The organism is Dehalococcoidia bacterium (assembly GCA_035310145.1).
GTDB lineage: Bacteria > Chloroflexota > Dehalococcoidia > CAUJGQ01 > CAUJGQ01 > CALFMN01.
The window spans coordinates 1-22,281 of sequence record DATGEL010000016.1; the positions used below are offsets into that span (position 1 = coordinate 1).

Annotated in this window: 20 protein-coding genes; 14 read left to right on the forward strand and 6 right to left on the reverse strand. The window is 68.7% G+C overall.

The annotated features are described in order from the left end of the window. Both VKV26_02940 and VKV26_02945 read right to left on the reverse strand, forming a co-directional pair. A partial coding sequence (locus tag VKV26_02940; protein ID HLZ68844.1) for a CoA transferase occupies positions 1–1,499 on the reverse strand: 1,499 nt, incomplete at its 3' end. Between the two features lie 14 nt (positions 1,500–1,513). Next, positions 1,514–2,350 (reverse strand): enoyl-CoA hydratase/isomerase family protein, encoded by an 837-nt coding sequence (locus VKV26_02945; GenBank protein HLZ68845.1) that lies wholly within the window; start codon positions 2,348–2,350, stop codon positions 1,514–1,516. A gap of 153 nt (positions 2,351–2,503) precedes the next feature. On the opposite strand from VKV26_02945, the gene VKV26_02950 reads away from it, so the two are divergent. From VKV26_02950 to VKV26_02965, 4 genes are all read left to right on the forward strand, one after another. Further along, positions 2,504–4,984 carry a CoA transferase gene (locus tag VKV26_02950; GenBank protein HLZ68846.1) on the forward strand — a complete coding sequence of 827 codons (2,481 nt, stop codon included), beginning with the start codon at positions 2,504–2,506 and terminating at the stop codon, positions 4,982–4,984. A 185-nt stretch (positions 4,985–5,169) separates the two neighbouring features. After that, complete coding sequence (locus VKV26_02955; protein ID HLZ68847.1) at positions 5,170–6,393, forward strand: YceI family protein; 1,224 nt, start codon at positions 5,170–5,172, stop codon at positions 6,391–6,393. A 72-nt stretch (positions 6,394–6,465) separates the two neighbouring features. Further along, positions 6,466–7,776 carry an argininosuccinate synthase gene (locus VKV26_02960; GenBank protein ID HLZ68848.1) on the forward strand — a complete coding sequence of 437 codons (1,311 nt, stop codon included), beginning with the start codon at positions 6,466–6,468 and terminating at the stop codon, positions 7,774–7,776. Between the two features lie 217 nt (positions 7,777–7,993). Continuing rightward, positions 7,994–8,449 (forward strand): ester cyclase, encoded by a 456-nt coding sequence (locus VKV26_02965; protein HLZ68849.1) that lies wholly within the window; start codon positions 7,994–7,996, stop codon positions 8,447–8,449. A 44-nt stretch (positions 8,450–8,493) separates the two neighbouring features. On the opposite strand, the gene VKV26_02970 is transcribed toward VKV26_02965, so the two are convergent. Further along, positions 8,494–8,982: a GNAT family N-acetyltransferase gene (locus VKV26_02970; GenBank protein ID HLZ68850.1), complete on the reverse strand. Its 489-nt coding sequence runs from the start codon at positions 8,980–8,982 to the stop codon at positions 8,494–8,496. A 116-nt stretch (positions 8,983–9,098) separates the two neighbouring features. Continuing rightward, positions 9,099–9,578: a cupredoxin domain-containing protein gene (locus tag VKV26_02975; GenBank protein HLZ68851.1), complete on the reverse strand. Its 480-nt coding sequence runs from the start codon at positions 9,576–9,578 to the stop codon at positions 9,099–9,101. 177 nt (positions 9,579–9,755) lie between these two features. On the opposite strand from VKV26_02975, the gene VKV26_02980 reads away from it, so the two are divergent. From VKV26_02980 to VKV26_03025, 10 genes are all read left to right on the forward strand, one after another. Next, positions 9,756–10,736, forward strand: a complete 981-nt coding sequence (locus tag VKV26_02980) for a hypothetical protein (GenBank protein ID HLZ68852.1) — start codon at positions 9,756–9,758, stop codon at positions 10,734–10,736. 30 nt (positions 10,737–10,766) lie between these two features. Beyond that, positions 10,767–12,533: a thiamine pyrophosphate-requiring protein gene (locus VKV26_02985; protein ID HLZ68853.1), complete on the forward strand. Its 1,767-nt coding sequence runs from the start codon at positions 10,767–10,769 to the stop codon at positions 12,531–12,533. A 175-nt stretch (positions 12,534–12,708) separates the two neighbouring features. Further along, on the forward strand, positions 12,709–12,933 hold the full coding sequence (locus tag VKV26_02990) for a hypothetical protein (protein HLZ68854.1): 225 nt from the start codon (positions 12,709–12,711) through the stop codon (positions 12,931–12,933). Positions 12,934–12,974: 41 nt separating this feature from the next. Next, positions 12,975–13,760, forward strand: a complete 786-nt coding sequence (locus VKV26_02995; protein HLZ68855.1) for an alpha/beta hydrolase — start codon at positions 12,975–12,977, stop codon at positions 13,758–13,760. A gap of 221 nt (positions 13,761–13,981) precedes the next feature. Continuing rightward, entirely contained in the window at positions 13,982–15,862 is a 1,881-nt protein-coding gene (locus VKV26_03000; protein HLZ68856.1) for a glycosyltransferase, read from the forward strand. 206 nt (positions 15,863–16,068) lie between these two features. Continuing rightward, complete coding sequence (locus VKV26_03005) at positions 16,069–17,124, forward strand: ATP-binding cassette domain-containing protein (GenBank protein ID HLZ68857.1); 1,056 nt, start codon at positions 16,069–16,071, stop codon at positions 17,122–17,124. Beyond that, a complete protein-coding gene (locus tag VKV26_03010) occupies positions 17,124–17,936 on the forward strand; it encodes an ABC transporter permease (GenBank protein HLZ68858.1) in 813 nt (270 codons plus the stop codon). The genes VKV26_03005 and VKV26_03010 overlap by 1 nt, the downstream gene beginning before the upstream one ends. Positions 17,937–18,094: 158 nt before the next feature. Then, positions 18,095–18,832 carry an MBL fold metallo-hydrolase gene (locus VKV26_03015; GenBank protein ID HLZ68859.1) on the forward strand — a complete coding sequence of 246 codons (738 nt, stop codon included), beginning with the start codon at positions 18,095–18,097 and terminating at the stop codon, positions 18,830–18,832. Between the two features lie 146 nt (positions 18,833–18,978). Next, positions 18,979–20,610 carry an MDR family MFS transporter gene (locus VKV26_03020; protein ID HLZ68860.1) on the forward strand — a complete coding sequence of 544 codons (1,632 nt, stop codon included), beginning with the start codon at positions 18,979–18,981 and terminating at the stop codon, positions 20,608–20,610. Between the two features lie 230 nt (positions 20,611–20,840). Then, a complete protein-coding gene (locus VKV26_03025) occupies positions 20,841–21,563 on the forward strand; it encodes a hypothetical protein (protein ID HLZ68861.1) in 723 nt (240 codons plus the stop codon). A 6-nt stretch (positions 21,564–21,569) separates the two neighbouring features. Here the strand turns inward: VKV26_03025 and VKV26_03030 are convergent, their stop codons facing one another. Beyond that, positions 21,570–21,989 (reverse strand): PIN domain-containing protein, encoded by a 420-nt coding sequence (locus tag VKV26_03030; protein ID HLZ68862.1) that lies wholly within the window; start codon positions 21,987–21,989, stop codon positions 21,570–21,572. Continuing rightward, positions 21,989–22,252: an AbrB/MazE/SpoVT family DNA-binding domain-containing protein gene (locus VKV26_03035; protein ID HLZ68863.1), complete on the reverse strand. Its 264-nt coding sequence runs from the start codon at positions 22,250–22,252 to the stop codon at positions 21,989–21,991. Before VKV26_03035 ends, VKV26_03030 begins: the two co-directional genes overlap by 1 nt. Positions 22,253–22,281: the final 29 nt, after the last annotated feature.

Below are 22,281 nucleotides of genomic sequence, written 5' to 3' on the forward strand. Positions count from 1 at the left end.
CCCTCCAAGGCCTGCAGGTCGATGCGCACGCTGCGCTTGTTGCGGTTCAGCGCATTGAAACCGGGCGAGGTGTTGATGCCGTAGGCCGAGCCGTTCGGCGCCGCGATCGTGCGGTAGTTGTCGATGCGCCGGTCGCTTTCGACCTTGATCACGTCCGCGCCCAGGTCAGCCAGGAAGCGTGACGCCTGCGGTCCGGCCCAGACCCAGGTGAAGTCGAGCACGCGCACGCCGCGCAGTGGGAGGGGTAAGGACGTGGGGCGCAGGTCGTGCAGGTCAGAAACCGTAGGGGAGGGTATTCCCTCCTTCGCACCGCCTTTGCCGTCGAGCCTGGGGGCATCCGGGCGGAAGATTTCGGGCCACGGCAGCCAGGCGAGATCTGTCGGCAACCCGGCCGCAAGCCCCGCGCCGCCGGATCTCGTCTCTCGGGCCGGCGCGGGGCCGCGCAGCCGCGCCGGTGTGCGCGTGAGCCGCACCGGCGGACCGGGCGCCGTCAGCGTGCCGCCTGCGGGCAGCGCCAGCTCGACGAAGGCGCCGCGGGCACGCAAGTGCTCGGAGGCGAGCACGTCCGCTGCGCTGTTCACCGGCGCCAGCGGAATACGCCGCGACTGCGCCATGCGGTACAACTCTTGCGCCGTGTAGCTCGCGAAGAACTCGCAGAGCAGCGGGCTCAGCGCGTCCCAGTTGTCGCGGCGGCCGCCGAAGCCGTTGAACAGCGGGGATCGCGCCCAGTCGGGGCTGCCCATCAGCTCAACCAGGCGCTGCCACTGGTCGTCGCGCACCAGCAGCATGCTCACAGCGCCGTCCTTGCAGGGCAGAAACTCGAAGGTGCTGGCCACGAGCCGGCTGGGCACGACCTCGCCGAGCGCCAGATACGGCGCAAACGTCGGATCGTTGGCGCAGATCAGTGCTTCCTGGATAGAGAGATCCACGCACTGGCCGCGGCCGCCGCGCTCGCGCCAGGCGAGCGCGGCCAGCGCGCCGAGCGCCGCTGCTGCCCCGGCCATGAAGCCGCCTTGAAAACCGGCGGGCTTCAGCGGGCGGCCGCCCTCACGCCGGCCCCCCGCGGGCGTGAGCTGGGCATAGCCGCTGGCCGCCCACAGCGTCAGCTCGTTCGCCGGCTCGTCGGCACGCGGACCGCTCAGCCCGAAGGGCGTGATGAAGACGGAGACGAGCCGCGGATGCAGCGCCGCCAGCGCCGCCGGCGTCAGGCCGAGCGCGGCGGCTTCAGCGGCCTGCAGGTCCGTAATCAGCACATCCGCCGAGCCGAGCATGCGCCGCGGGCCCTCGACGCCGGAAGCGGTGGCGGCCTCGAAGATGGCGCCGCGCTTACCGGCGTTCAGATAGGCGAAGAGCTCAGGCCGCCGCCGCAGCGGGTCGCCCGCCGGCCGTTCGAGCTTGACGCAGTCCGCGCCGCAGTCGGTCAGCAGCCGCGCACAGTACGGCGCGGCGACCATGCGGCCAAACTCGACCACGCGCAACCCGGCCAGCGCGGCAGGCATCGGAAGCAGCCCGCTCAGCGCCCGGCGTCTTGTTCGGCAAACGCCGCGTCCCGCGTTTGCAGATAGGCGCGCAAACCCTGCGTGTCGCGAATGTGATTGAGCTGGTCCTTCTCGGGTACACCGGGCACGAGGTGCTCGGCCATGCGAATGTCGAGATGGTGCTGGAAGGCGGCCGTGAAGCCCATCTTGTCGTAGGTCTGGTGGATGCTGCGCTTCATCACCTGCGCGGCGAAGGGGGGCACGAAAGCGATGCGCCGCGCCGCCTGCCAGGCCGTCTCCTCCAGCCGCTCCGCCGGCACAACCGAGTTGAGCAGTCCCCAGGCCAGCGCCGTTTGCGCGTCGATCGTGTCGCCACTCAGGTAGAACCAGTTCAGGTGCTTGTTATGGCCAAGAAACGGCAGCATGGTGAAGGGCGAGTGCGCCACGTGGCGAATCTCCGGCTCGGCGAAGACGGCCTGCTCCGAGGCGATCACGATGTCGCAGGCCAGCGCCAGCACGTTGCCGGCCGCCATGGCGAAGCCGTTGACGGCGGCGATCGTCGGCTGACGCAGGTACCACATGCGCAGCAGCGTGCGCGGCGCCTTGTGCGTCTGATCCCAGCGCGCCGTGGCAGGCACGCTGGGCCGCGCGTGGCCGGGGGCGATGTCGAAGCCGCTGGAGAAGGCGCGGCCGGCGCCCGTAAGGATCACGACCCGCACCTCGTGGTCCGCCTCCACCAGGTCGAGGGCGGCGTCCAGGTCGTCCAACAGCTCTGAACTGAGCGCATTCAGCTTCTCGGGCCGGTTCATGGTGATGCGTGCGATGCCTTCGCGCCGCTCCAGCAGCAGATTGGCAAACGTTGGGTCGGCCATGGCGCCTCCTCGTCCTCGCCGCGCGGGCCGCGTGCCCGTCTCGCAGGCCGCACGCTAAGCCGGGCGTCAGGCGCTGTCAAGCAAGGGCTGCGGCTGCTCGCGGCCGCCGGGCTATACTCCCCGCGGGTGCGTCTGCGCACCGCGGAGGCAGTGATGACCCAGGCGCCGCTGGCCGGCCTGCGCGTGCTCGAGATCGGGGAGTTCGTCTCCGCCGCGTACTGCGCGAAGCTCCTGTCCGACCTCGGCGCCGAGGTGCTGAAGCTCGAGCCGCCCGACGGCGACCGCGCCCGCCGTTACGGCCCCTTCCGCGGCGGCGTGCCCGACCCGGACGCCAGCGGTCTCTTCCTCTGGCTGAACCACGGCAAACGGCTGGCGACGCTGGACCTGGCCGCACCGGACGGCCGCGACGCGTTTCACCAGCTGGCGGCTGAAGCCGATCTCGTGATCGAAAACCTCGAAGCAGCCGAGATCGCGCGCGCCGGCGCTGCCTACGAGACGCTGGCGAAGCTGCAACCGGGCCTGATCGTCACCTCGATCAGTCCGTTCGGCCGCACGGGGCCGCGGGCGCACTGGCGCGGACACGGTCTGCAGGCCGCCGCAGGCAGCAGCGTGGCGTACCGCACCGGCGACCCGGCACGCTGTCCGCTGACCAAGCCGCTTAACGACCCGGAGTTTCTAGGCGGCGTACACGCGGCCGCGGCCACGCTGCTCGCCCTGCGCCAGCGCGAGCGCGGCGGACCGGGGCAGCACGTGGATGTCGCGATCCAGGACGTGCTCTTCTCCGTGACCTCGGGCACGCTGCTGGTCGCCGCGATCTTCGGCGGCCGCACACCGCCCAGCCGCAGCGGGCACCGTTATCCGGCCTTCTTCCCCTGGACGGTGCTGCCCGTCGCCGACGGCTTCATGGAGTTCGTCACCATGCAAGACCGGCAGTGGCAGGCGTTTGTCGACGAGATCGGCTCGCCGGCCTGGGCGAGCGATCCGCGCTTCCAGAACCGCGTGACGATGACGCAGTACGCCGATGAGCTGGACGGGCTGCTGCTCGCCGCGGTGGGCCGGCGCACGCGGGCCGACCTCTGGGAAGCATGCCGCCGGCGGCGCATCTCCTTTCAGCCCGTGCACCGCACCGACGAGCTGCTGCGGGCCGACCACCTGCGCCAGCGCGGCTTCTTCGTGCCGATCCCGGACGGAAACGGAGGCAGCGTCACCGCGCCCGGATCGCCGTTCGTGTTCGAAGGCCGGCGCGCGGCCGGCCATCCCGCGGCAGCCGTGCGCGAACCGGCCGTCGCCGCACACCCGCCAGCGAATCCGGTACGTGCGGCTGCAGCGGCGTGGACGGGGCGCGCCGAGAGGCGCCCACCTGCCGCCGACTGCAGCCCCACGGACGCCCCGCTCGCGGGCGTGCGCGTGCTCGACCTGGGCCAGGTCTGGGCGGGGCCGCTGCTGGGCCAGTATCTGTCCGACTTCGGCGCCGACGTCATCCGCGTCGAGACGGGCAAGCGGCAGGGCATGATGTCCGGCGCGGCGGCCGTGCCCACCGATCCGGCGGCGCCGGCTTCGTACAATGTGCTCTTCCGCAACCGGCGCAGCGTCAGCCTCGACCTCGAGCATCCGCGCGGACACGCGCTGTTCTTGCGGCTGACCGCCGTCAGCGATGTCGTCTTCGACAACCTCTCGCCGCGCGCCGTGAGGAAGCTGGGCATCGGCTACGAGGCGCTGCGCCGTGTCAATCCCGGCATCGTCGTCGCCTCGCTCTCCGCCGCGGGCCAGCACGGCCCCTGGGCCGACGTGCTCACCTACGGCCCCTCGCTCACCGCCCTCTACGGCATCAAGAGCCTGCTCGGCTATCCGGGCGACACGCGCATTATGGAGGACGTGGCCGACCTCGACCCCACCGCCGCCACCTACGCGCTGACCGCCATCCTCGCGGCGCTGCGCCGGCGGGAACGCTCCGGTCAAGGGACGTTCATCGACCTGGCGCAGGGCGAGGCCGGTCTCGCGTCGCTCGGCGAGGCGGCGCTGGAGTATGCGATGAACGGCGTGGTGCTGGGTCCGACCGGCAACCGCCACCGAGCGATGGCGCCGCACGGCATCTATCCCAGCGCCGGCCCTGGGGGCTCCTGGAGCGAAGCCCAGGGGAGAGCGTCGCAGACTTCAGATGACGCCTGGATCAGCATCGCGGTGGACAGCGATGCAGCCTGGCGGGCGCTCTGTGTCGTGTGCGCCGAGGAAGCGCATGCAACCGATCCGCGCTTCGCCACGCTGGCGGGCCGGCTGCGCCACGTCGAAGCGCTGGATGCGCTGACGGCCTCGTGGACGCGCCGGTTCGATGCGAGCGAGCTGAGCGAGCGGCTGCAGGCGGCCGGCGTCGCGGCTTATCCTGTCCAGGATCCCCTTGCCGCCGTGCGCGACGAACAGATCGCCTTCCGTCGCACCGCGGTGCGCGTGGCTACAGGGGCGCTCGATGCCGCGCAGGTCTACACGGGCACACCCTGGTTCCTCAGCGAGGCGCCGCCGACGATCTACGGTCCGGCGCGGCCGCTCGGCGCCGACAACGAGAGCGTGCTTCGCGGCGTGCTCGGCCTTTCAGCGGCGGAACTCACCGCCGCGATCGCCGCCGGGGCGGTAGCCTGATTCCGCGGACCAAGACTACTCGGAGGAGGTTCTTGACCAGGCAGATGCATCCCTGCCACGACGCCGATCGTTATCTGGACGGACCGTCCGAGGGCGCAGCGGGGCGGTTCACCCCCTTTACAGGGGTTTAACCAGCTACGGACGGCGGCGTGATACGGTGCCTCAACGGCGGGGAGGACGGTGGTATGGCGGGGACGATCGAACAATCGCGCAGTCCGGCCTGGCAACTGCCGCGGGAACAGGTGCTGCCGCGGGCGCTCGCCGCGGGGCTGGTGGCGGGCGGCGTGATCGGCGTCATCGGCACCCTGATCTGCGTGCCGCTGCGGCGCTGGGCCGGCGTCACCGACCGCGCCGTGATCAACGGCTACACGATCGCTGGCGGCTCTCTCGCGCTCTGGCTGCTGGGCGGACTCTTGTACGGGGCGCTGGCTCGCCGCGGCGGCCGCGCCGCCGCCTGGCTGCTCAGCGCCGCGCTTGCCATCGCTATACTTGGCACCATCGTCTTCGCCGGGCCGGCGCGCGACCTCGCCAACCGGCTGCCGTCGCTGGCCGTTCCGCTGACCCTGCTCGTGGTGTTGGGCGGCGCCGCGCTCTTCCTGGCGATCGTCGGACTGCGGGCGCCGTGGCGCATCGCGACGCCGGCGGCCGTGGTGGCCGCGCTCGTGGTGGGCTTCGCCGTCACCGTCGCCGACCGGGAGCCGAAGGTGCACTTCACCCTCACCAAGCTCACCGTGCCGCCCGCGGCCACGCGGGCCGCGCCGGCGCAAGCGGCCGCGCCCGCCTCCGCCCCGGGCCCGGCGGATGCCAACGCCGCAGCCCCGGTCACGCCCGCGGCAACCGCGTCAACGCCGGGAGCCGCGACTGGAACGCTGCATTTCGTCGTCAATCCCCAATCGCAGGCGGCCTACACCGTGCACGAGAAGCTGACGCGGCTGCCGGCGCCCAGCGACGCGATCGGCAGGACCAGCGCGATCACCGGCGATCTGTACCTGGAGAAGAGCAGCGGCCTCGCGCCGAGTCGGCCATCGGCGTTCACGGTCGAACTCTCAACGCTCACCAGCGACACGGCGCAGCGCGATCGCTTCCTCAAACAGAGCGTGCTGCAAGTCGCGCGCTTCCCCAACGCGACGTTCACGATCACCGGCATCGAGGGCTTTCCGGCGTCGTATAAAGAAGGCGATCAGGTCACCATCTCGGTCACGGGCACGATGAACATCCACGGCGTGGAGAAGCCGCTGACCTGGACGGGCCAGGCGCAGGAGGCCGGCGGTAAGCTCGAGGCCGTGGTCAGCACCGACTTCCAGATGCAGGACTTCGGCATCCAGCCGCCGAGCGTGCCCGTGGTGCAGTCGGTGGATTCGCACGTGCATCTCGATCTGCACCTCTTCGCGGACCAGCAAGGATCGTAGCCCGCCTCCTCGTCCCCTCTTTCGCCTGAACCGCCCACGGCCGAACATGGACGGAAGATGCGGAGGACGACGATGCCCAAGCGCGCGGTGCTGGCGTTCAGCGGCGGGCTCGACACGAGCGCGATTCTCACCTGGATGGTCAAAGAGCAGGGCTGGGAGGTCATCACCTTCACGGCCAACCTCGGCCAGCGCGAGTCCGACAGCCTCGCCGTGGCGGCGGGGAAATCGCGTGACATCGGCGCCGTGGCGCATGAGGCAGTCGACCTGCGCAAGGAGCTGCTCGAGGAGTTCTTCCTGCCGGCGATGCAGGCGCACGCCAAGCTGGAGGGGCGCTACCTGCTCGGCACCTCGCTCGCGCGCTACCCGACCGCCCGCGCCGCCATGCGCCTGGCGAAGCAGTACGAGGCCACCGTGCTCGCGCATGGCTCAACGGGCAAAGGCAACGACCAGGTGCGCTTCGAGACCACCTGGCTCGTGCTCAACGCCGACCCTGCGTACCACATCGAAGGCATGGAGATCTTCGCGCCGTGGAAGGACGAGTCGTTCCTCGCTCGCTTCGGCAACGGCGGCCGCAAGATCATGCGCGCCTACCTTGAGGAGATGAAGGTTCCCGTGCCCTCAGGCGGCTCCGACGCCCCCGACCCCTACAGCCAGGACGAAAACCTGCTGCACATCTCCTCCGAGGGCGTGGTACTGGAGCAGCCCGAAGAGTCGCACGTCGACAAGGTCATCTACACGCGGCTCACCGACCCGCGCCGCGCGCCGGACACACCGGAACTCGCCAGGATCTGGTTCGCGCGCGGCGTGCCGGTGCGCCTGGAGGTGCTGGACGAGCGCGGCAACACCCTCCAAGCGCCGGTCGAAGGCGATTTGGTGCGCGTCTTCACCGCCGCGGACACGCTCGCGGGGCGGCACGGCATCGGCCTGCTGGATATGGTGGAGCACCGCTACGTCGGGCTGAAGTCGCGCGGCGTCTACGAGGCGCCAGGGCACACGCTGCTGGAAGCGGCGCACGCCGACCTGGAAGGGATCGTGCAGGACGGCCCCGTGCTGGACGAGAAGTACGCGCAGGCGCCGCGGCTGGCACGGCTGATCTACACCGGCGGCTGGTTTTCACAGGAGCTGCGCCGCTACCTGGCGTCGCTGGCTGAAGACCAGCAGCGTGTGAACGGCTGGTCGCTGGTGCGGCTGTACAAGGGCGCGGTGCTGCCCGTGGCGCGCTGGAGCGCGGCCTCGCTGTACGACCCCGGCCTCGTCTCCTTCAACGACATGACCGGCGCCGGCTTCGACCCGCGCAAAGCGCGCGGCTTCATCGACGTGCAGGCGCTGCACATGTGGGCCGCCGAACGGGCCCGGCACGTGGGCGAGGGAACAGGGCGGTAACGCCCCTTCCAAACAACCCTTCCGCAGCCCTCCCCTCTCCATTGCAGATCGCGCTCCGCGCGATGGCAGGCGATGGAGAGGGGCCGGGGGTGAGGCCGCGCGGCGCGCACTCTTCTGCGAAGACCGTTCGCGCTGCCCAAAATCTGACGGCCGCTGCGTTCATGGGGGTGTGCGCACGGCTTTGTCGTTGTGCCGAGCGCCCGAGCGGAGGCCGCGCGTGGACGTTGAGGCGAACAAGGCGCTGGTGCGTCGCTACTTCGACGAGATTGTGAGCCACGGGATCCTTGAAGCCGTGGACGAGCTGTTCCACCCTGAGTTTCATTCCCATGGGGCGCCGCCCGACGCCCCGCGCGGGACTGAGCGAGTCAAGACCGTGTGGCGGAACTGGCGCGCCGCGTTCCCCGACTGGACCGCTGCCGTGGAGTTTCAGGTCGCCGAGAGCGATCTGGTAGCGACGCGGATCACCGCTCAAGGGAAACAGACGGGCGAGCTTCGTCACCCACGCTTTGGTGTTATCCCCGCGACCGGCCGGTATGCCACGGTCACGGCGACGGTCACGTTTCGCCTTCGCGACGGCAAGCTGTACGAGAACTGGGAGAGCGGCGACTTCCTCGGCTTCTTCCAGCAGCTCGGCGTGGTGCAACTCGTGGCGCAGCCGCTGTCCACTTCGTAACGTTCGACGAATCGCTCGCGGGCGCGGCATACGTGGTGGCTGGACTACTGCCCGGCGAGCGCCGCCAGCTCGGCGCCGTCGAGGCGGCAGGTGGTCCACTCGTCCTGGAACTGCGCGCCGAGACGCTTGTAGAAGCCGATCGAAGGCTCGTTCCAGTTGAGCACCGACCATTCGAGCCGGGCGCAGCCGCGCGCCGCGGCCACCCGCGCCAGCTCCACGAACAGCGCCTTGCCCAGGCCGTGGCCGCGCTGCTCCGGCAGCACGAAGATGTCTTCCAGCCAGATGCCGGGCCGGGCGCGGAAGGTCGAGTAGTTGTGGAAGAACAGGGCGAAGCCCGCCGGCTCGCCGCCTGCCTCCGCGATCAACGCTTCGGCGTACGGGCGCGGGCCGAAGAGGTGCTCGCGCAACGCTGCCTCGTTCGCCTCGCACTCGTCCAGCATGCGCTCGTACTCGGCCAGGCCGCGGATCAGGCGCACCAACAACGGCAGGTCAGCCTCGGCAGCAAAGCGGATGCGGATCGGCGGCTCGCTCACGGCGGCTCCTCGCCCGCGCTGTAGCGCACCGACACAGTATTGCACGGCCCGCCTCTCCCACACCGCACGGGGAGGGCAGCCTTCACTTGAGGAACCGGCGAGCGGCGCCGCGCAGGTCAGTAGCGGGGACTGCTCGGCACCTGGGAACGCGGGGAGCCGGCGGGCGCCGGGGCGTTGACCGGCTGCGGCTGCGTATCCCCGGCCAGCAGTTCGCCGTTCATGCCCTGGCCGGTATGGAAGCGGCAGAAGAAGATCGCGGCGCCGGACTGGGGAATGGTTACCGTCACGTCGACCTTCTGCTTCGGCGCCACGTCCATATTCACCGACTGGCCGGGCACGCTGATGTTATGGGTCACCGTCTTCGAGTCGTTTTCGACCTCAAGCTCGATCTTCTGGCCGGGATCACCGCGCAGGAACGTCGGCTCGAAGTAGAAGCTGTCGGCCTCCAGGTCGAAGCTGCTTTTGCCCTTCACCGATTTCGTGCCGTGGCTGTTGTAGGTCAGCGATCCCAATGTCAGCGTTTTGCTCCCCTCGGAGGAACTGCACGCGAGGAGGAGCAGGGCCGGGAGCGCGAGGAGAAGCTGCCAGCGACGCATTGAGCGACCTTCCTTCCACTCTTCACCCCGTTTCTACGCCTCAGGGTCACGACCGGATGCATGGTCGATCCGCGGTCGGAAGGCGAAATTGGCGCGGAAATCCGGCGTGAGCGACGCGCGGCCGCTAGAATGGGGGGCGTGTCCGGCGATACGGCAATGGCCTTGAGGAGCGGCGCGATGGCGGCGGTGATCGGCAACCTGGCGGCGAGCGACGACTACCTGCACCCGCTCGGTCCCGAATCCAACTTCAACGAGAGCATGTACTTCAACGTGTTCGACCGCGAGCAGCGCGTCGGCGGCTTCGTACGGCTCGGCAACCGCGCCAACGAGGGCTATGCCGAGATGACGATCTGCCTCTTCCTGCCCGACGGCCGCGTGCTCTTCCAGTACAGGCGCCCGCCGATCCAGAACAACGACGCCTTCGATGCCGGCGGTATGCGCTTCGAAGTGATCGAGCCGGCCCAACGCCTGCGCACCACGTATGAGGGCCAGGTCGTCGAGCTGAAGGATCCGCTGGAGATGGCCGAGCCGAGCGCCGCCTTCCACGGCAACCCGCGCAAGCAGGTGAAGCTCGAGCTGGTGCACGAGGCCGTGGGGCCGATGTACGGCAGCGCCGGCCACGCCGAGGCCGGGAACGTCGACCCCGAGAAGGAGTTCGCCCGCGCCCACTACGAGCAGCACATGCGCGCCGCGGGCTCGCTCCAAGTCGAGGACGAATGCTACCAGATCGACGGCCTCGGCCTGCGCGACCACTCCTGGGGGCCGCGCTACTGGCAGGCGATCGATTCCTACCGCTGGCTCACCTGCAACTTCGGGCCTGACTTCGGACTGATGGGCTCGATCGTCTGGCAGGACAAGGCAAAGGGACTGGTGCGGCAGGGCGGCGTGGTGGTGCGCGACGGCAAGTTGACCAACGTGCGCCAGATCGAGATTGACACGCGTTTCGCGGAGAACGGCCTCTATCACGAGGGCTTCACCGCCCGCCTCGCGCTTGAGGGCGGGGAGACGCTGGCGGTCGAGGGCGCGGTGAAGTCGTTCATCCCCCTGCGCAACCGCCGCGAGGGCATGATTACGCACGTGGGCGAGGGGATGACCGAGTACCGCTGCGGTACTCGCCTCGGCTACGGTCTCTCGGAATACCTCGATCAAGTCCGCTAACGCGAGGGCGCAGGGAAGACCGGCGCGGCGATGACCTGTAGGGGGGCCCATAGCGCAGCGCAACCGTCGGAGACTTCCCATGCGGCGCCCTTCGCGGCAAAGCCGCGACCAACAACGTGTGAATCGCTCAACAAAGGCACGGAGGCAGCGACGATGCGAGCAGCAGCGGCAGTGGCAGAGATCCTCAAGCGTGAGGGTGTGCAATTCCTGATCGGCTACCCGGTCAACCCGATCATCGAGGCGGCGGCGGAGGCCGACATCCGCACGATCATCGTGCGCCAGGAGCGCACGGGCCTGCACATGGCCGACGCCGTCAGCCGCGTCACTTCGGCCGACCGCATCGGCGTCTTCTGCATGCAGCAGGGACCCGGCACGGAGAACGCCTTCGGCGGCGTGGCGCAGGCGTATGGCGACTCCTCGCCGATCGTGGTGCTGCCGGCGGGCTATCCGCGCCGGCTGATCAACGTGCCGCCGAACTTCAACGCCTTTCTCAACTACCAGCACGTGACCAAGTGGATCGAGCAGGTCACCCAGGGCGCCAACGTGCCGCAGGCGCTGCTGCGCGCCTTCACCCAGGTCAAGAACGGCCGGCCGCGCCCGGCCCTTGTGGAGATTCCGGCCGACGTCTTCGGCGAAGAGGTGTCCGAACCGCTGGAATACCGCCCGGCGCCTCGCCTGCGCAGCGCCCCCGATCCGCGCGACGTGGAGAACGCCGCCGGTGTGCTGGTTGCCGCACAGCGGCCGGTGATCTATGCCGGCCAGGGCGTGCACTACGCCAAGGGCTGGCCGGCGCTGCGCGAGCTGGCCGAGCTTCTGGAAGCACCCGTGACCACCAGCCTGCAGGGGAAGAGCGCCTTCCCGGAGGACCATCCGCTCTCGCTCGGCTCGGGTGGGCGCGCCGTGCCGGAGCCGGTGCACCGCTTTTTGAGCGACGCCGACGTGATCTTCGGCATCGGCTGCAGCTTTGCCACCACCAGCTACGGCGTGACCATGCCGAAGGGTAAAACCTTCATCCATGCCACGCTCGACCCGCACGATTTGAACAAGGACGTGCCCGCCGAGCACGCGCTGATTGGCGACGCGCGGCTGACGCTCGAAGCGCTCTGCACGGCGATCAAGGAGCGGCTGGGCGGCAAGCCCCGCGGGCGCAAGGACGCGGTGGCCGCGGAGATCCAGAAGGTCCGCGAGCCGTGGCTGAAACAGTGGCAGCCGAAGTTGACCAGCGACGAGACGCCGCTCTCGCCGTATCGTGTGATCCACGACCTCGCGCAGACGGTGGATGCGGCCAACACGATCATCACGCACGACGCCGGCAGCCCGCGCGACCAGCTCTCGCCCTTCTGGCAGAGCACAGTGCCGCTGAGCTACATCGGCTGGGGCAAGACCACGCAGCTCGGCTACGGCCTGGGTCTGGCGATGGGCGCCAAGCTCGCCTGCCCGGAAAAGCTCTGTATCAACGTCTGGGGCGACGCGGCGATCGGCTTCACCGGCATGGACTTCGAGACGGCAGCGCGCGAGCGCATCCCCATCCTCTCGATCCTCCTGAACAACTTCTCGATGGCGATCGAGCTGCCGATCATGCAGACGGCGACGAAGAAGTACGGCAGCACCAACATCTCCGGCCACTACGCCGACATGGCGAAGGCATTCGGCGGCTACGGCGAGCGCGTGGAGAAGCCGGACCAGATCGTGCCGGCGATCAAGCGCGGCATCGAGGCGACGCGCAACGGCCAGCCGGCGCTGCTGGAGTTCCTCACGCAGCAGGACTACCAGTACTCGATGTTCGGCCGGGGGTGAAGGCGTGCGGAGCAGTCCTTAAGCAGGGTACCGGAAAAGTAGATTTGCCCAGGTTTCGATTCGCCGTTATGTTTAGCTGCACGCGGCGCCTGGCACGCGCCAGAGGTCAACAGCAGTCGTTTTTCAGCACCCTACCAGGGACGCACGGCCTGCGCCCTGCGCAGTAGGTGGTTCGGTGGCAAGCCAGGCGGGTGAAGCCGAATTTGAGCCGGTCGATCTGGAAAGCGCCAACGTGTATGCCAGCTTCGACAACGAGGCGCAGGCCCTGGCGCTCGTACGCGAGGCGATCGCGCGGCATGGCGAGCCGTACATCTACACCTGGGCACTCGGCCGCATCGCCCGCTCGGCGCCGGTGAAGGGCGCAGCGCTCGCAGCGCTGGCGAAGCGCATGGCGGCGTGACTCTCACCCAATTCTTAGTAAATTGAACGGAGGGTGTCGTTATGCATGCGTTTCGCATACCGGGCTCGAACGCATCCCTCTGCTATCACGACATCCCGGGCGAGGAACCAGCGCTTGTCTTCCTTCATGGCCTCGGCGGGGCATCGTCTGAGGGATTCCTCGTCATCGCTCGCCATCCGCTCCTGGCAGCATCGCGAATCGTTCTGGTCGACTTGCTCGGGTTCGGCTACTCGGATCGGCCCGAAGCGTTCGGCTACAGCATGGAGGAGCATGCGGATAGCGTTGCCGCGCTGCTGGAGCACCTCGGCCTCTTTGGCTGTCGGGTGATCGGGCACAGCATGGGCGGCTCCATTGCCATCCTGTTAGCTTTCCGGTTCCCCTCGCTTGTTTCAGCGCTCGTGGTGGCCGAGGGGAACCTCGATCCCGGCAAAGGGGGGATCAGTCTGCAGATCGCCGCACAGCCGGAGGAGGTCTTCATCCGGGAGGGGCATGCAACGCTCATGCACGATCTCAAGGGATGGCTGGATGCGACGCCGGCGTACGGCGGGGCATTCCGCGCCGTGCAAGGCGCCTCGCCTCAGGCGATCTATCGCAGTGCGCAATCACTCCTTGCGGCGCGGCAGCCCACGTTACGCCAGGCGCTGGAGCAGTTGGCGATCCCAAGGACGTATCTCATCGGAGAACGTTCGCTGCCCGGCTTCCCTGAGGGGCCAGCCCCTGCGAACGGGGTTGAGGTCGCCTACGTCGCGGATGCGGGCCACCTCATGAACGCGGACAATCCCGACGGATTCGCGTGCGCCATCGCCCACGCGTTCGGCATGGGGTGAATTCACCAGGGCGTTTCAACGCATCGGTCCCACCCGCGGCTGGATGAGCGCAACGAACTGACGGCTGAAGGGGCTCGCTCACCGCAGTGTCGTCGCACGCGAGCGGCGCAATGGTCGGGCATTGTATCGGTTGATCACTTCAATTTCGTTGCATTCTGCCGATGATCACGGAGAAGACGTCCACGCGGGCTGGCTGACGCCGCCGCGGGAAGGATCTGCCCGTGAAGCTGCTGTACCGCCCGGCCGTGGCGCGGGGTCTCGCTCTGCAAGCGGCGGTGGCCATGGTCTGCTACCTGAGCTGGCGCCTCACCGCGACGATCAACCGCCAGGCGATCGCCTTCTCCGTGCTGCTGCTCTGCGCCGAGCTGCAGGGGTTCGGCAACTTCCTGCTGTTTATCCTGATGACCTGGGACACCAAGACCCGGCCGCCCTTCGCACTCCGCGACGGCCTCTCGGTCGACATCTTCGTGCCGACCTACAACGAGGACCTCGAGCTGCTTGAGGCCACGATCGCCGGCTGCAACGCCGTTACGTACCCCCACACCACCTACCTGCTTGACGACGGCCGCCGCACCGCGGTCAAAGAGCTGGCGCTGCGCCTCGGCTGCCGCTACCTCGCGCGTCCCGACAACCGGCATGCCAAGGCCGGCAACCTCAACCACGCGCTGCAGCACAGCAGCGGCGAATTCATCGTCGTGCTCGACGCCGACACCGTGCCGCAGCCCGAGCTGCTGGACCACACGCTGGGCTACTTCACGGATGAACGCGTGGCCCTCGTGCAGTTGCCGCAGGAGTTCTACAACCGCGACTCCATGCAGCACTCCGCCAACGGCGAATGGCACGAGCAGGAGCTATTCTACCGCGTGATCCAGCCGGGGAAGAACCGCTGGAACGCCGCCTTCTGGTGCGGCAGCCCCTCGGTGGTGCGCCGCGCCGCGCTCGACGATGTCGGCGGCGTGGCAACCGAGACGATCACCGAGGACATCCACACCTCGCTGCGCCTGCACGCCCGCGGCTGGAAGACGGTCTACCACGACGAGCTGCTCGCCTACGGCATCGCGCCGCAGACCTTCAACGCCTTCGCCCTACAGCGCAAACGCTGGGCACAGGGCACGATGCAACTGCTGCGCTCGCGCGAGAATCCACTGATCGTGCCCGGGCTGACGCTCGCGCAACGGCTGAATTACCTCGCCTCCATGGCCACCTACTTCGACGCCTTCCAGAAGCTGATCTACCTGATCACGCCGCCGCTGATCCTGTTGAGCGGCGTGCTGCCGCTGCACGCCTCGGTGCGGGCCTTCGCCGGCTTCTGGGTGCCCTACTTCAGCCTCGGCATGCTGGCCAACATCGCGCTGGGACGAGGCTACTTCCACTACTGGCGTGTCGAGCGCTACAACCTGCTGAAGATGTTCACCTTCTTGCAGGCATCGCTGACCCTGTTCTGGTCGCGGCCGCTGCGTTTCCGGGTGACGCCGAAGCGGGCCGATGCGAGCGTGGGCTCCCTGGAGCGGCGGCAACTTGGCCCGCAGTTCGCCCTGCTCGCCTTCATGGCGATCGCCGCCTGTGCCGCCGTGTTCAACCTCGCCTGGGGGCTGACGGCCCGGTACCGGGCGCCGGGTCTGATCGGCATGACGTTGTGCTGGGCGCTGGTCAACCTCGGCATGGTCGGGCTTGGCGTACGCGAGGTGCTGAGCCGCACGCACGCGCGGCAGAATTACCGCTTCCCCTCATCCCTCTCCGCGCGGCTGACGGACCAGGCGGGTGGCACGCTCGCCGTGATCGCGGACAACCTCTCGCGCAGCGGCGCCAGCCTCAGGAGCCGCGCCCCCGTTCTGCCAGCGAGCGAGGTTCTCCTGCGCCTCGACCTGCCCGAGGGGCCGTTGGCGATGGCGGCCGAGGTGTTGCGCTGCCGCCCGCGCACCGACGGCGGGCACGATCTTGGCCTGCGCTTTCTGGAAATCTCGCCCGCGGAGCAGATGCGGCTGCTGCGCTTCCTCTTCGTAGCGCTGCCGCGCCAGGAGCGCGGCCGGCAGCCGCTCACCCTGCCTCCAACCGGTCAGGGCTCCCTCGACCGGGGCGAGGCGGCCGCCGCCTCAGCCTGAACACCCCGGCGCCCGCGGACACCTCCGGCGTCGAGCCGTCCTTTGCCTCCCATCTGGCCGCGCAGTCGCAGAGCAGCAGCCCGCCGAACGAGCGCGAAGGCGCCGGTTGACAGGAAACGGAACTCCGATTCCAATAGAGACAGGGGCGGCCCTGGCCCGGCTCTGCCTTGTGCAATCGCCGCCCCGACGGTGAAGCGTGCGGTACGATGACTGACCTGACCGCAACCGATGAGCGCGTAACGGTCCCGCCCGTCCCGGCAACCGGCGGCGAGCCGGCGATCGTCGCAGAAAACCTGGTCAAGCGCTACGGCGAAGTTGTGGCGCTGGACGGCGTTTCGTTTGCCGCGCCGGCCGGCACGGTGCTGGGGCTGCTCGGCCCGAACGGCGCCGGCAAAACGACCGCCGTGCGCATCCTCACCACCCTGCTGCGCCAGGACCGAGGCAGCGCCCACGTGCTCGGCTACGACGTGGCCCGGCAGCCGCACCAGGTGCGCGCCTCGATCGGTCTCGCCGGCCAGTACGCCGCGCTGGACGAGAACCTCACCGCGCGGGAGAACCTGCGCCTGGTGGGCCGGCTCACTCATGTACCCACCGCCGCCGTCGCTCGCCGCGGCGAGGAGCTGCTGCAACGCTTCGACCTCGGCGCCGCCGCAGACCGGCTGGTGCGCACCTATTCCGGCGGCATGCGCCGCCGCCTCGACCTGGCCGCGGCGCTGGTGCATGAACCCGCGGTGCTCTTCTTGGACGAGCCCACCACCGGCCTCGACCCGCAGGGCCGCAACGAGCTGTGGCGCGTGATCGAGGAGCTGGTGGGCGGCGGCACCACGGTGTTGCTCACCACGCAGTATCTTGAAGAGGCGGACCGCCTCGCCGACCGCATCATCGTGATCGACCATGGCCACGTGATCGCTGAAGGCACGGCGGCCGAGCTGAAGGCCAGCATGGGCGCGACGGTGATCGAAGTCGCCTTCCGCGATCTCGCCGCGGTAGAGTCCGCGCGGGCGCGGCTCGCGGCGCTGGGTCCCGTCACGCAGGCAGGCCGCACGGTGCATGTTGGTGTCGGCGACGGTCCGCGCGCCATGCTCGAAACCGTGCGCGTGCTCGACGCCGCCGGTCTCACGCCGGTGACGCTGACGCTGCGCGAACCCACGCTCGACGACGTGTTCCTCACGCTCACGGGACATGTCGCGGAGGAGCCGGGCGAGGCCGACAACGGCGCGGCCGTGCCGGCGCCGCGTCGCGGCCGCAGAGGAGGAGCATGATGGCCACACGCACGGTCGCCCTGCGCACCGCGGCCGCCGGCGTCCCCGTGCGGCGGGCACAGCCGGTGGGCGATGCCCTGACCATCACCTGGCGCAACCTGCTGACCATCCGCCGCACGCCGCGCCTGCTCGTCTTCGCCACGATCCAGCCGGTGATGTTCGTCCTGATGTTCCGCTACGTGTTCGGCGGCGCGATTCGCGTACCGGGCGTCTCCTACGTGAACTACCTGATGCCCGGTATTTTCGTGCAGACCGTCGTCTTCGGCTCGCTGACCACGGGCATCGGCCTCTCGGAAGACCTGCACAAGGGGCTGATCGATCGCTTCCGCTCGCTGCCGATGGCGCGTTCGGCCGTGCTGGTGGGGCGCAGCCTCGCGGACCTGGGGCGCAACGTCTTCGTCGTGGGGCTGATGGCCGTCGTGGGCTTCATCGTCGGCTGGAAGCCGGATCACGGCTGGCTGGGGCTGCCGGCCGCCTTGTTGCTGGTGATCGCCTTCTCGTACGCCCTCTCCTGGGTCTTCGCCATCGTCGGGCTCAGCGCCCCGGACGCGGAAACGGCGCAGGCGATGTCCTTTCCCCTGCTCGCGCCGCTGGTTTTCGCCTCCTCGGCCTTCGTACCCGTGAAGTCGATGCCCGACTGGCTGCAGGGGTTCGCCAGCCACCAGCCCGTCTCCGTGGTGGTGAACGCGGCGCGCGACCTGACCCTGGGCAAGCCGGTCGGCGGCGACTTCTGGCAGGCCGTCGCCTGGATCGCAGGCATCGTCGCGGTCTGCGCCCCAATCGCCGTAGCCCGCTACCGCCGCGTCGGCTGATTGAGCCGAGCGTGAGCGGAGGTCCGCGGGCGGGGAGACGCCGCGGCCGCCCCCGGCGTTGTACGGCTTGCCCGCAATCCGGAATAATCCAGACGCGGTGCGGGTCCGCTTCTCCGCGGATTCGCCTTGCATGGCTGATAGGCCAGAGGGCGAACCGAATGAGCGAATCCGTCGCGCTTACCTTTCTCGGCACGGGCAACTTCAACGCCCAGGGGCGCTACTGGAACAGCTTCCTGATCGGCCGGCGCGTGCTGGTCGAACCCTCGCCGATTGCGCTGGCGAACCTCTTCCGCGCCGGCGTCGATGCGACCGAGATCGACGTGATTTTTCTCAGCCACTTCCACGCCGACCACAGCTTCGGCTGGCCCTTCCTGCTGCTCAACCAGGCCGGCCGCCGCAGGTCGCCGCTGTGGGTTGTCGGCCCGCCCGGCCTGCAGGCCTTCCTGGAAGAGATGACGCACGCCGGCAGGCTGGACCACCTCGTGGCGATGTCCTTCCAGCGCGGCGGCGGCTTTCCGCTGCACTACGTCGAGGCCGACGAGCGCGAGCAGGCGGCTGGCGACATTCGCTTCCGCGCCGTGCGCGTGGAGCACGACCCGGCGCTCGACTGTTTCGGCTACCTGATTCAGCAGGGCAGCCGCAGCATCGGCTATTCTGGCGACACGATTCTCTGTGACGGCCTGCGCCGCATCGCCGCCGGCGCCGATGCGCTGGTGCTGGAGTGCAACCAGGCGCACGGCCAGCCGCGGGTACACATGTCGCTGGAGCGCGTGCGTGCGCTGCGCGACGAGTTCCCGGCGCTGCCCTTTGTGCTCACGCACATGGGCGCCGATGTGACCGATCCGAGCATCCCGAACGTGCGCCTGCCGAACGACCTGGAGACGGTGAGGCTCTGAGCGAGCGACCATGGTCGCCGGGGGATTCCAGCCGCAACCCGCCGAAATCCGCGAGAAATCGCAGCAATATCACGCCGATCTGACGGTTTCGGCGGGATCCGGGCAGTCGATCTGTGATACACCTCTGCTAACACGGAGAGGTTCGCATGATCGATGTAGCCCCGACGACCAACCGCGCCCGCCTGGTGATCATGTCGGGCGTGATGCTCGGCCTGCTGCTCTCGGCGCTCGATCAGACGATCGTCAGCACCGCGATGCCGCGGATCATCGCCGACCTCGGCGGGCTGTCGTACTACTCCTGGGTCTTCACCGCCTACCTGCTCACGAGCACCGCCGCCGTGCCGATCTTCGGCAAGCTCTCCGATGTCTACGGCCGCAAGCCGTTCTACATGGCGGGCATTGTGCTCTTTCTCGCCTCCTCCGCGCTCTGCGGCCTCGCCCAGAACATGCCCGAGCTGGTGCTCTTTCGCGCAATCCAGGGCGTCGGCGGCGGCGTGATGATGGCCAACGCCTTCGCCATCATCGGCGACGTCTTCCCGCCCGCCGAACGCGGCAAGTGGCAGGGTCTGACCAGCGCGATGTTCGGCTTCGCCTCGGTCGTCGGTCCGACACTCGGCGGCTACCTCACCGACAGCTTCACCTGGCGCTGGGTGTTTTACGTCAATCTGCCGGTGGGCGTGATCGCGCTGGTCGTGCTCTGGTTCACGCTCCCCTGGCGGCGGCGCCTGGGCGTGCAGCACGCGATCGACTATCTCGGCGTGGCCACGCTGCTCGCCGGCGTCGTGCCGATGCTGCTCGCCTTCGTCTGGGTCGGGGATCAGTTCGCCTGGTTCGCGCCGCAGTTTTTCGGCCTGCTGATCGCCTCGCTGGCGCTGCTCGTCGCCTTCGTGCTGATCGAGCGCCGCGCGGCCGAGCCGATCCTGCCGCCGCAGCTCTTCCGCAATCGCACCTTCGTCAGCGGCGCGGTGATCATGTTCTTCTCCGGCATGGCGATGTTCGGCGCTACGGTTTACATGCCGCTGTTCATGGTTACCGTGCGCAACGCCTCTGCCACGCGCGCCGGCCTCACCGTGATTCCGATGACGCTGAGCATTGTCCTGGCCAGTGTCATCTCCGGCCAGCTGGTCTCGCGCACGGGGCGCTACCGCTATCTGATCATCGGCGGCGCCCTGGCGATGATGGTGGGGACCTTCCTGCTCTCCACGCTCGGCGTCGACACGCAAACGATCGTGATCTACCTGTTCATGGTCGTGGTGGGCGCGGGCGTCGGCTTGAGCATGCCGATCATCACGATCGTGGTGCAAAACGCGCTGCCGTACCGCGTGCTTGGCACGGTCACCTCGGCCACGCAGTTCTTCCGCTCGATCGGATCGACGATCGGCGTGGCGATCTTTGGCAGCATCCTTACCACGCGGCTTGGCAGCGAAATCCCCAACCGGCTGCCGCTGGAAGTGAAGTCATCGCTTCCCGCCACCAGCCTGAAGACGGTTCAGGATCCAAAAGTCTTGCTCTCGCCGGTGGGCGGCGATCAACTGCTCGCCGCCTTTCGGCCGCTCGGGCAGGACGCCAACCGCCTGCTCGGCGCCACCACCGAGGCCATGCGCCACGCCTTCGCCGCCTCGCTGAGCGATGTCTTCCTGATCGGCGGCGCCGTGGCGATCATCGCCTTCCTGGCCACCTTCACCATGGAGGAAGTGCCGTTGCGCAGCGGCCACATCATCGATGACGAGGACGAGGCGCCGGACGGCATGGCTATGGCGGCGGCGGCGAGCCACTGACCCGACCGAGGCAATCGCGTAGCGTCCCTCGTATGCTGGACCCGATGCGCCGGCATCGCCACGGCGACGGCCTGCGCCGGACCCTGGCGATGGTGGCGTCACCGCTGCGACGCGGACGCTGGTTTAGGTTCGAGGCGGTGCGGGCGCAGCGGGCGATAGGCTGGCCGGCGACGCAGGATATCATGCCGGCGTGCACTGCAGAGCAGCATCGCCCTTGAGAAGGCAAGCCGATGCCGCGCAACGAACAACGCCGCCAGAAGTCGCTGCAAAAGCACGCCGCCAGGCGCAAGGCGAAGCGCCACGCCCTCGCCGTGGGCGGCCAGCCGGGCGGTCTGCGCGGTGAGCTGCGCGCTGCCGCCCACTGGCCGCTGGAGGAATGCCTGATCACGCGCGACTGGCAGAAGCCGGGCGAGATCGTGCAGCTCGCCGTGGCACGGCGGGCGCCGGACGGCGGCATCGGCGCGGCCGTGTTTCTGATCGACCTCGGCTGCCTGGGCGTGAAGAGCGCAACGGTCGCGCGCTTCGACTCGCTCGGTCAGTACCAGGCCGAGCTGCGCGCCGACCTGGCGGCGATGCAGCCGATGAAAGCGATCGGCCTCGACCTCGCTGCGAAGATCGTGCGGGAGGCCGTGGCCTATGCCCGCGGCCTGGGCTTCAGTCCCGACAAGGACTACTACGACGCGGCGCTGCTGCTGGGCGGCGCCGAGCCGGAACGGGCTGCGGAGCGCGTGCCGCTGGGCGGCGAGGACGGCAAGCCGCTCTACATCGTGGGCGCCTACGACAACCCGACGGCGGTCATAACCCGCCTGAACCGCGCGGTGGGGGAAGGCAACTACACCATCGTCTCGCCGCTGGCGTCGCTCCCCGGCTACGATCTCGGCGACGGGGATGACGACGGTGAAGCAGACGCGATCGAAGCGGAGTTCGAGCGTCGCGACAGCGACGACGCCTGAGCGCGCTCAGGCCGGAGAACCGGGATCGCGCCGCGCCACGCCGGGCAGCCGGTCGAAGTCTCGATCGAAGGTGTACAGCTCGCCCGAGCCGGCGCGGATCGCCTTCGCGGCGAGCAGTGCATCGACGAAGTCCACGTGGCGATCGCGGTAGAAGACGAGCGCCATCTGCAGCGCCTGTTTGTCCCCGTTTTCAACCCCGTCGAGATCGAGGATTGGATCGAGATAGTCATGAATCTGCACGCGCGTCGCGCGGTAAAAGGTGGTCAAGGTCCAGATCACTTCAGCCAGCACGACGTCTTCGAGCAGAACCCGCTCTTCACCTGATGCCACGCGCTCAAAAAGGGCAATGGCGCGAACAGCCAGCTGCGGGGCATCGTTGACCAGATAGCGGAGGATAGTGTTCGAGTCGATCCGCAAAGCCGGCATCAGTCATCGAGTCCGCGGCTGACCACATGTTCAGCAACTTCTCGGCGATACTGCTCGCGAACCGCTGCCATTCCCGGCCACGGGCGATCACTCTTAATGATGCCCGCCAGCTCGCGCACGTCGCGATGACGCACCGGGTGGGCGATGGCCTTGCCGTCTTCGACGTAGAAGACGAGCTGGTCGCCTTTGCGCAGGCCGAGCGCCTCGCGGATCTCCTTCGGAATCGTGACCTGACCCTTTGAGGTAATCGTCGCCGTGGACATGATACTGCTCCCCATTGCTGCCTTACTTT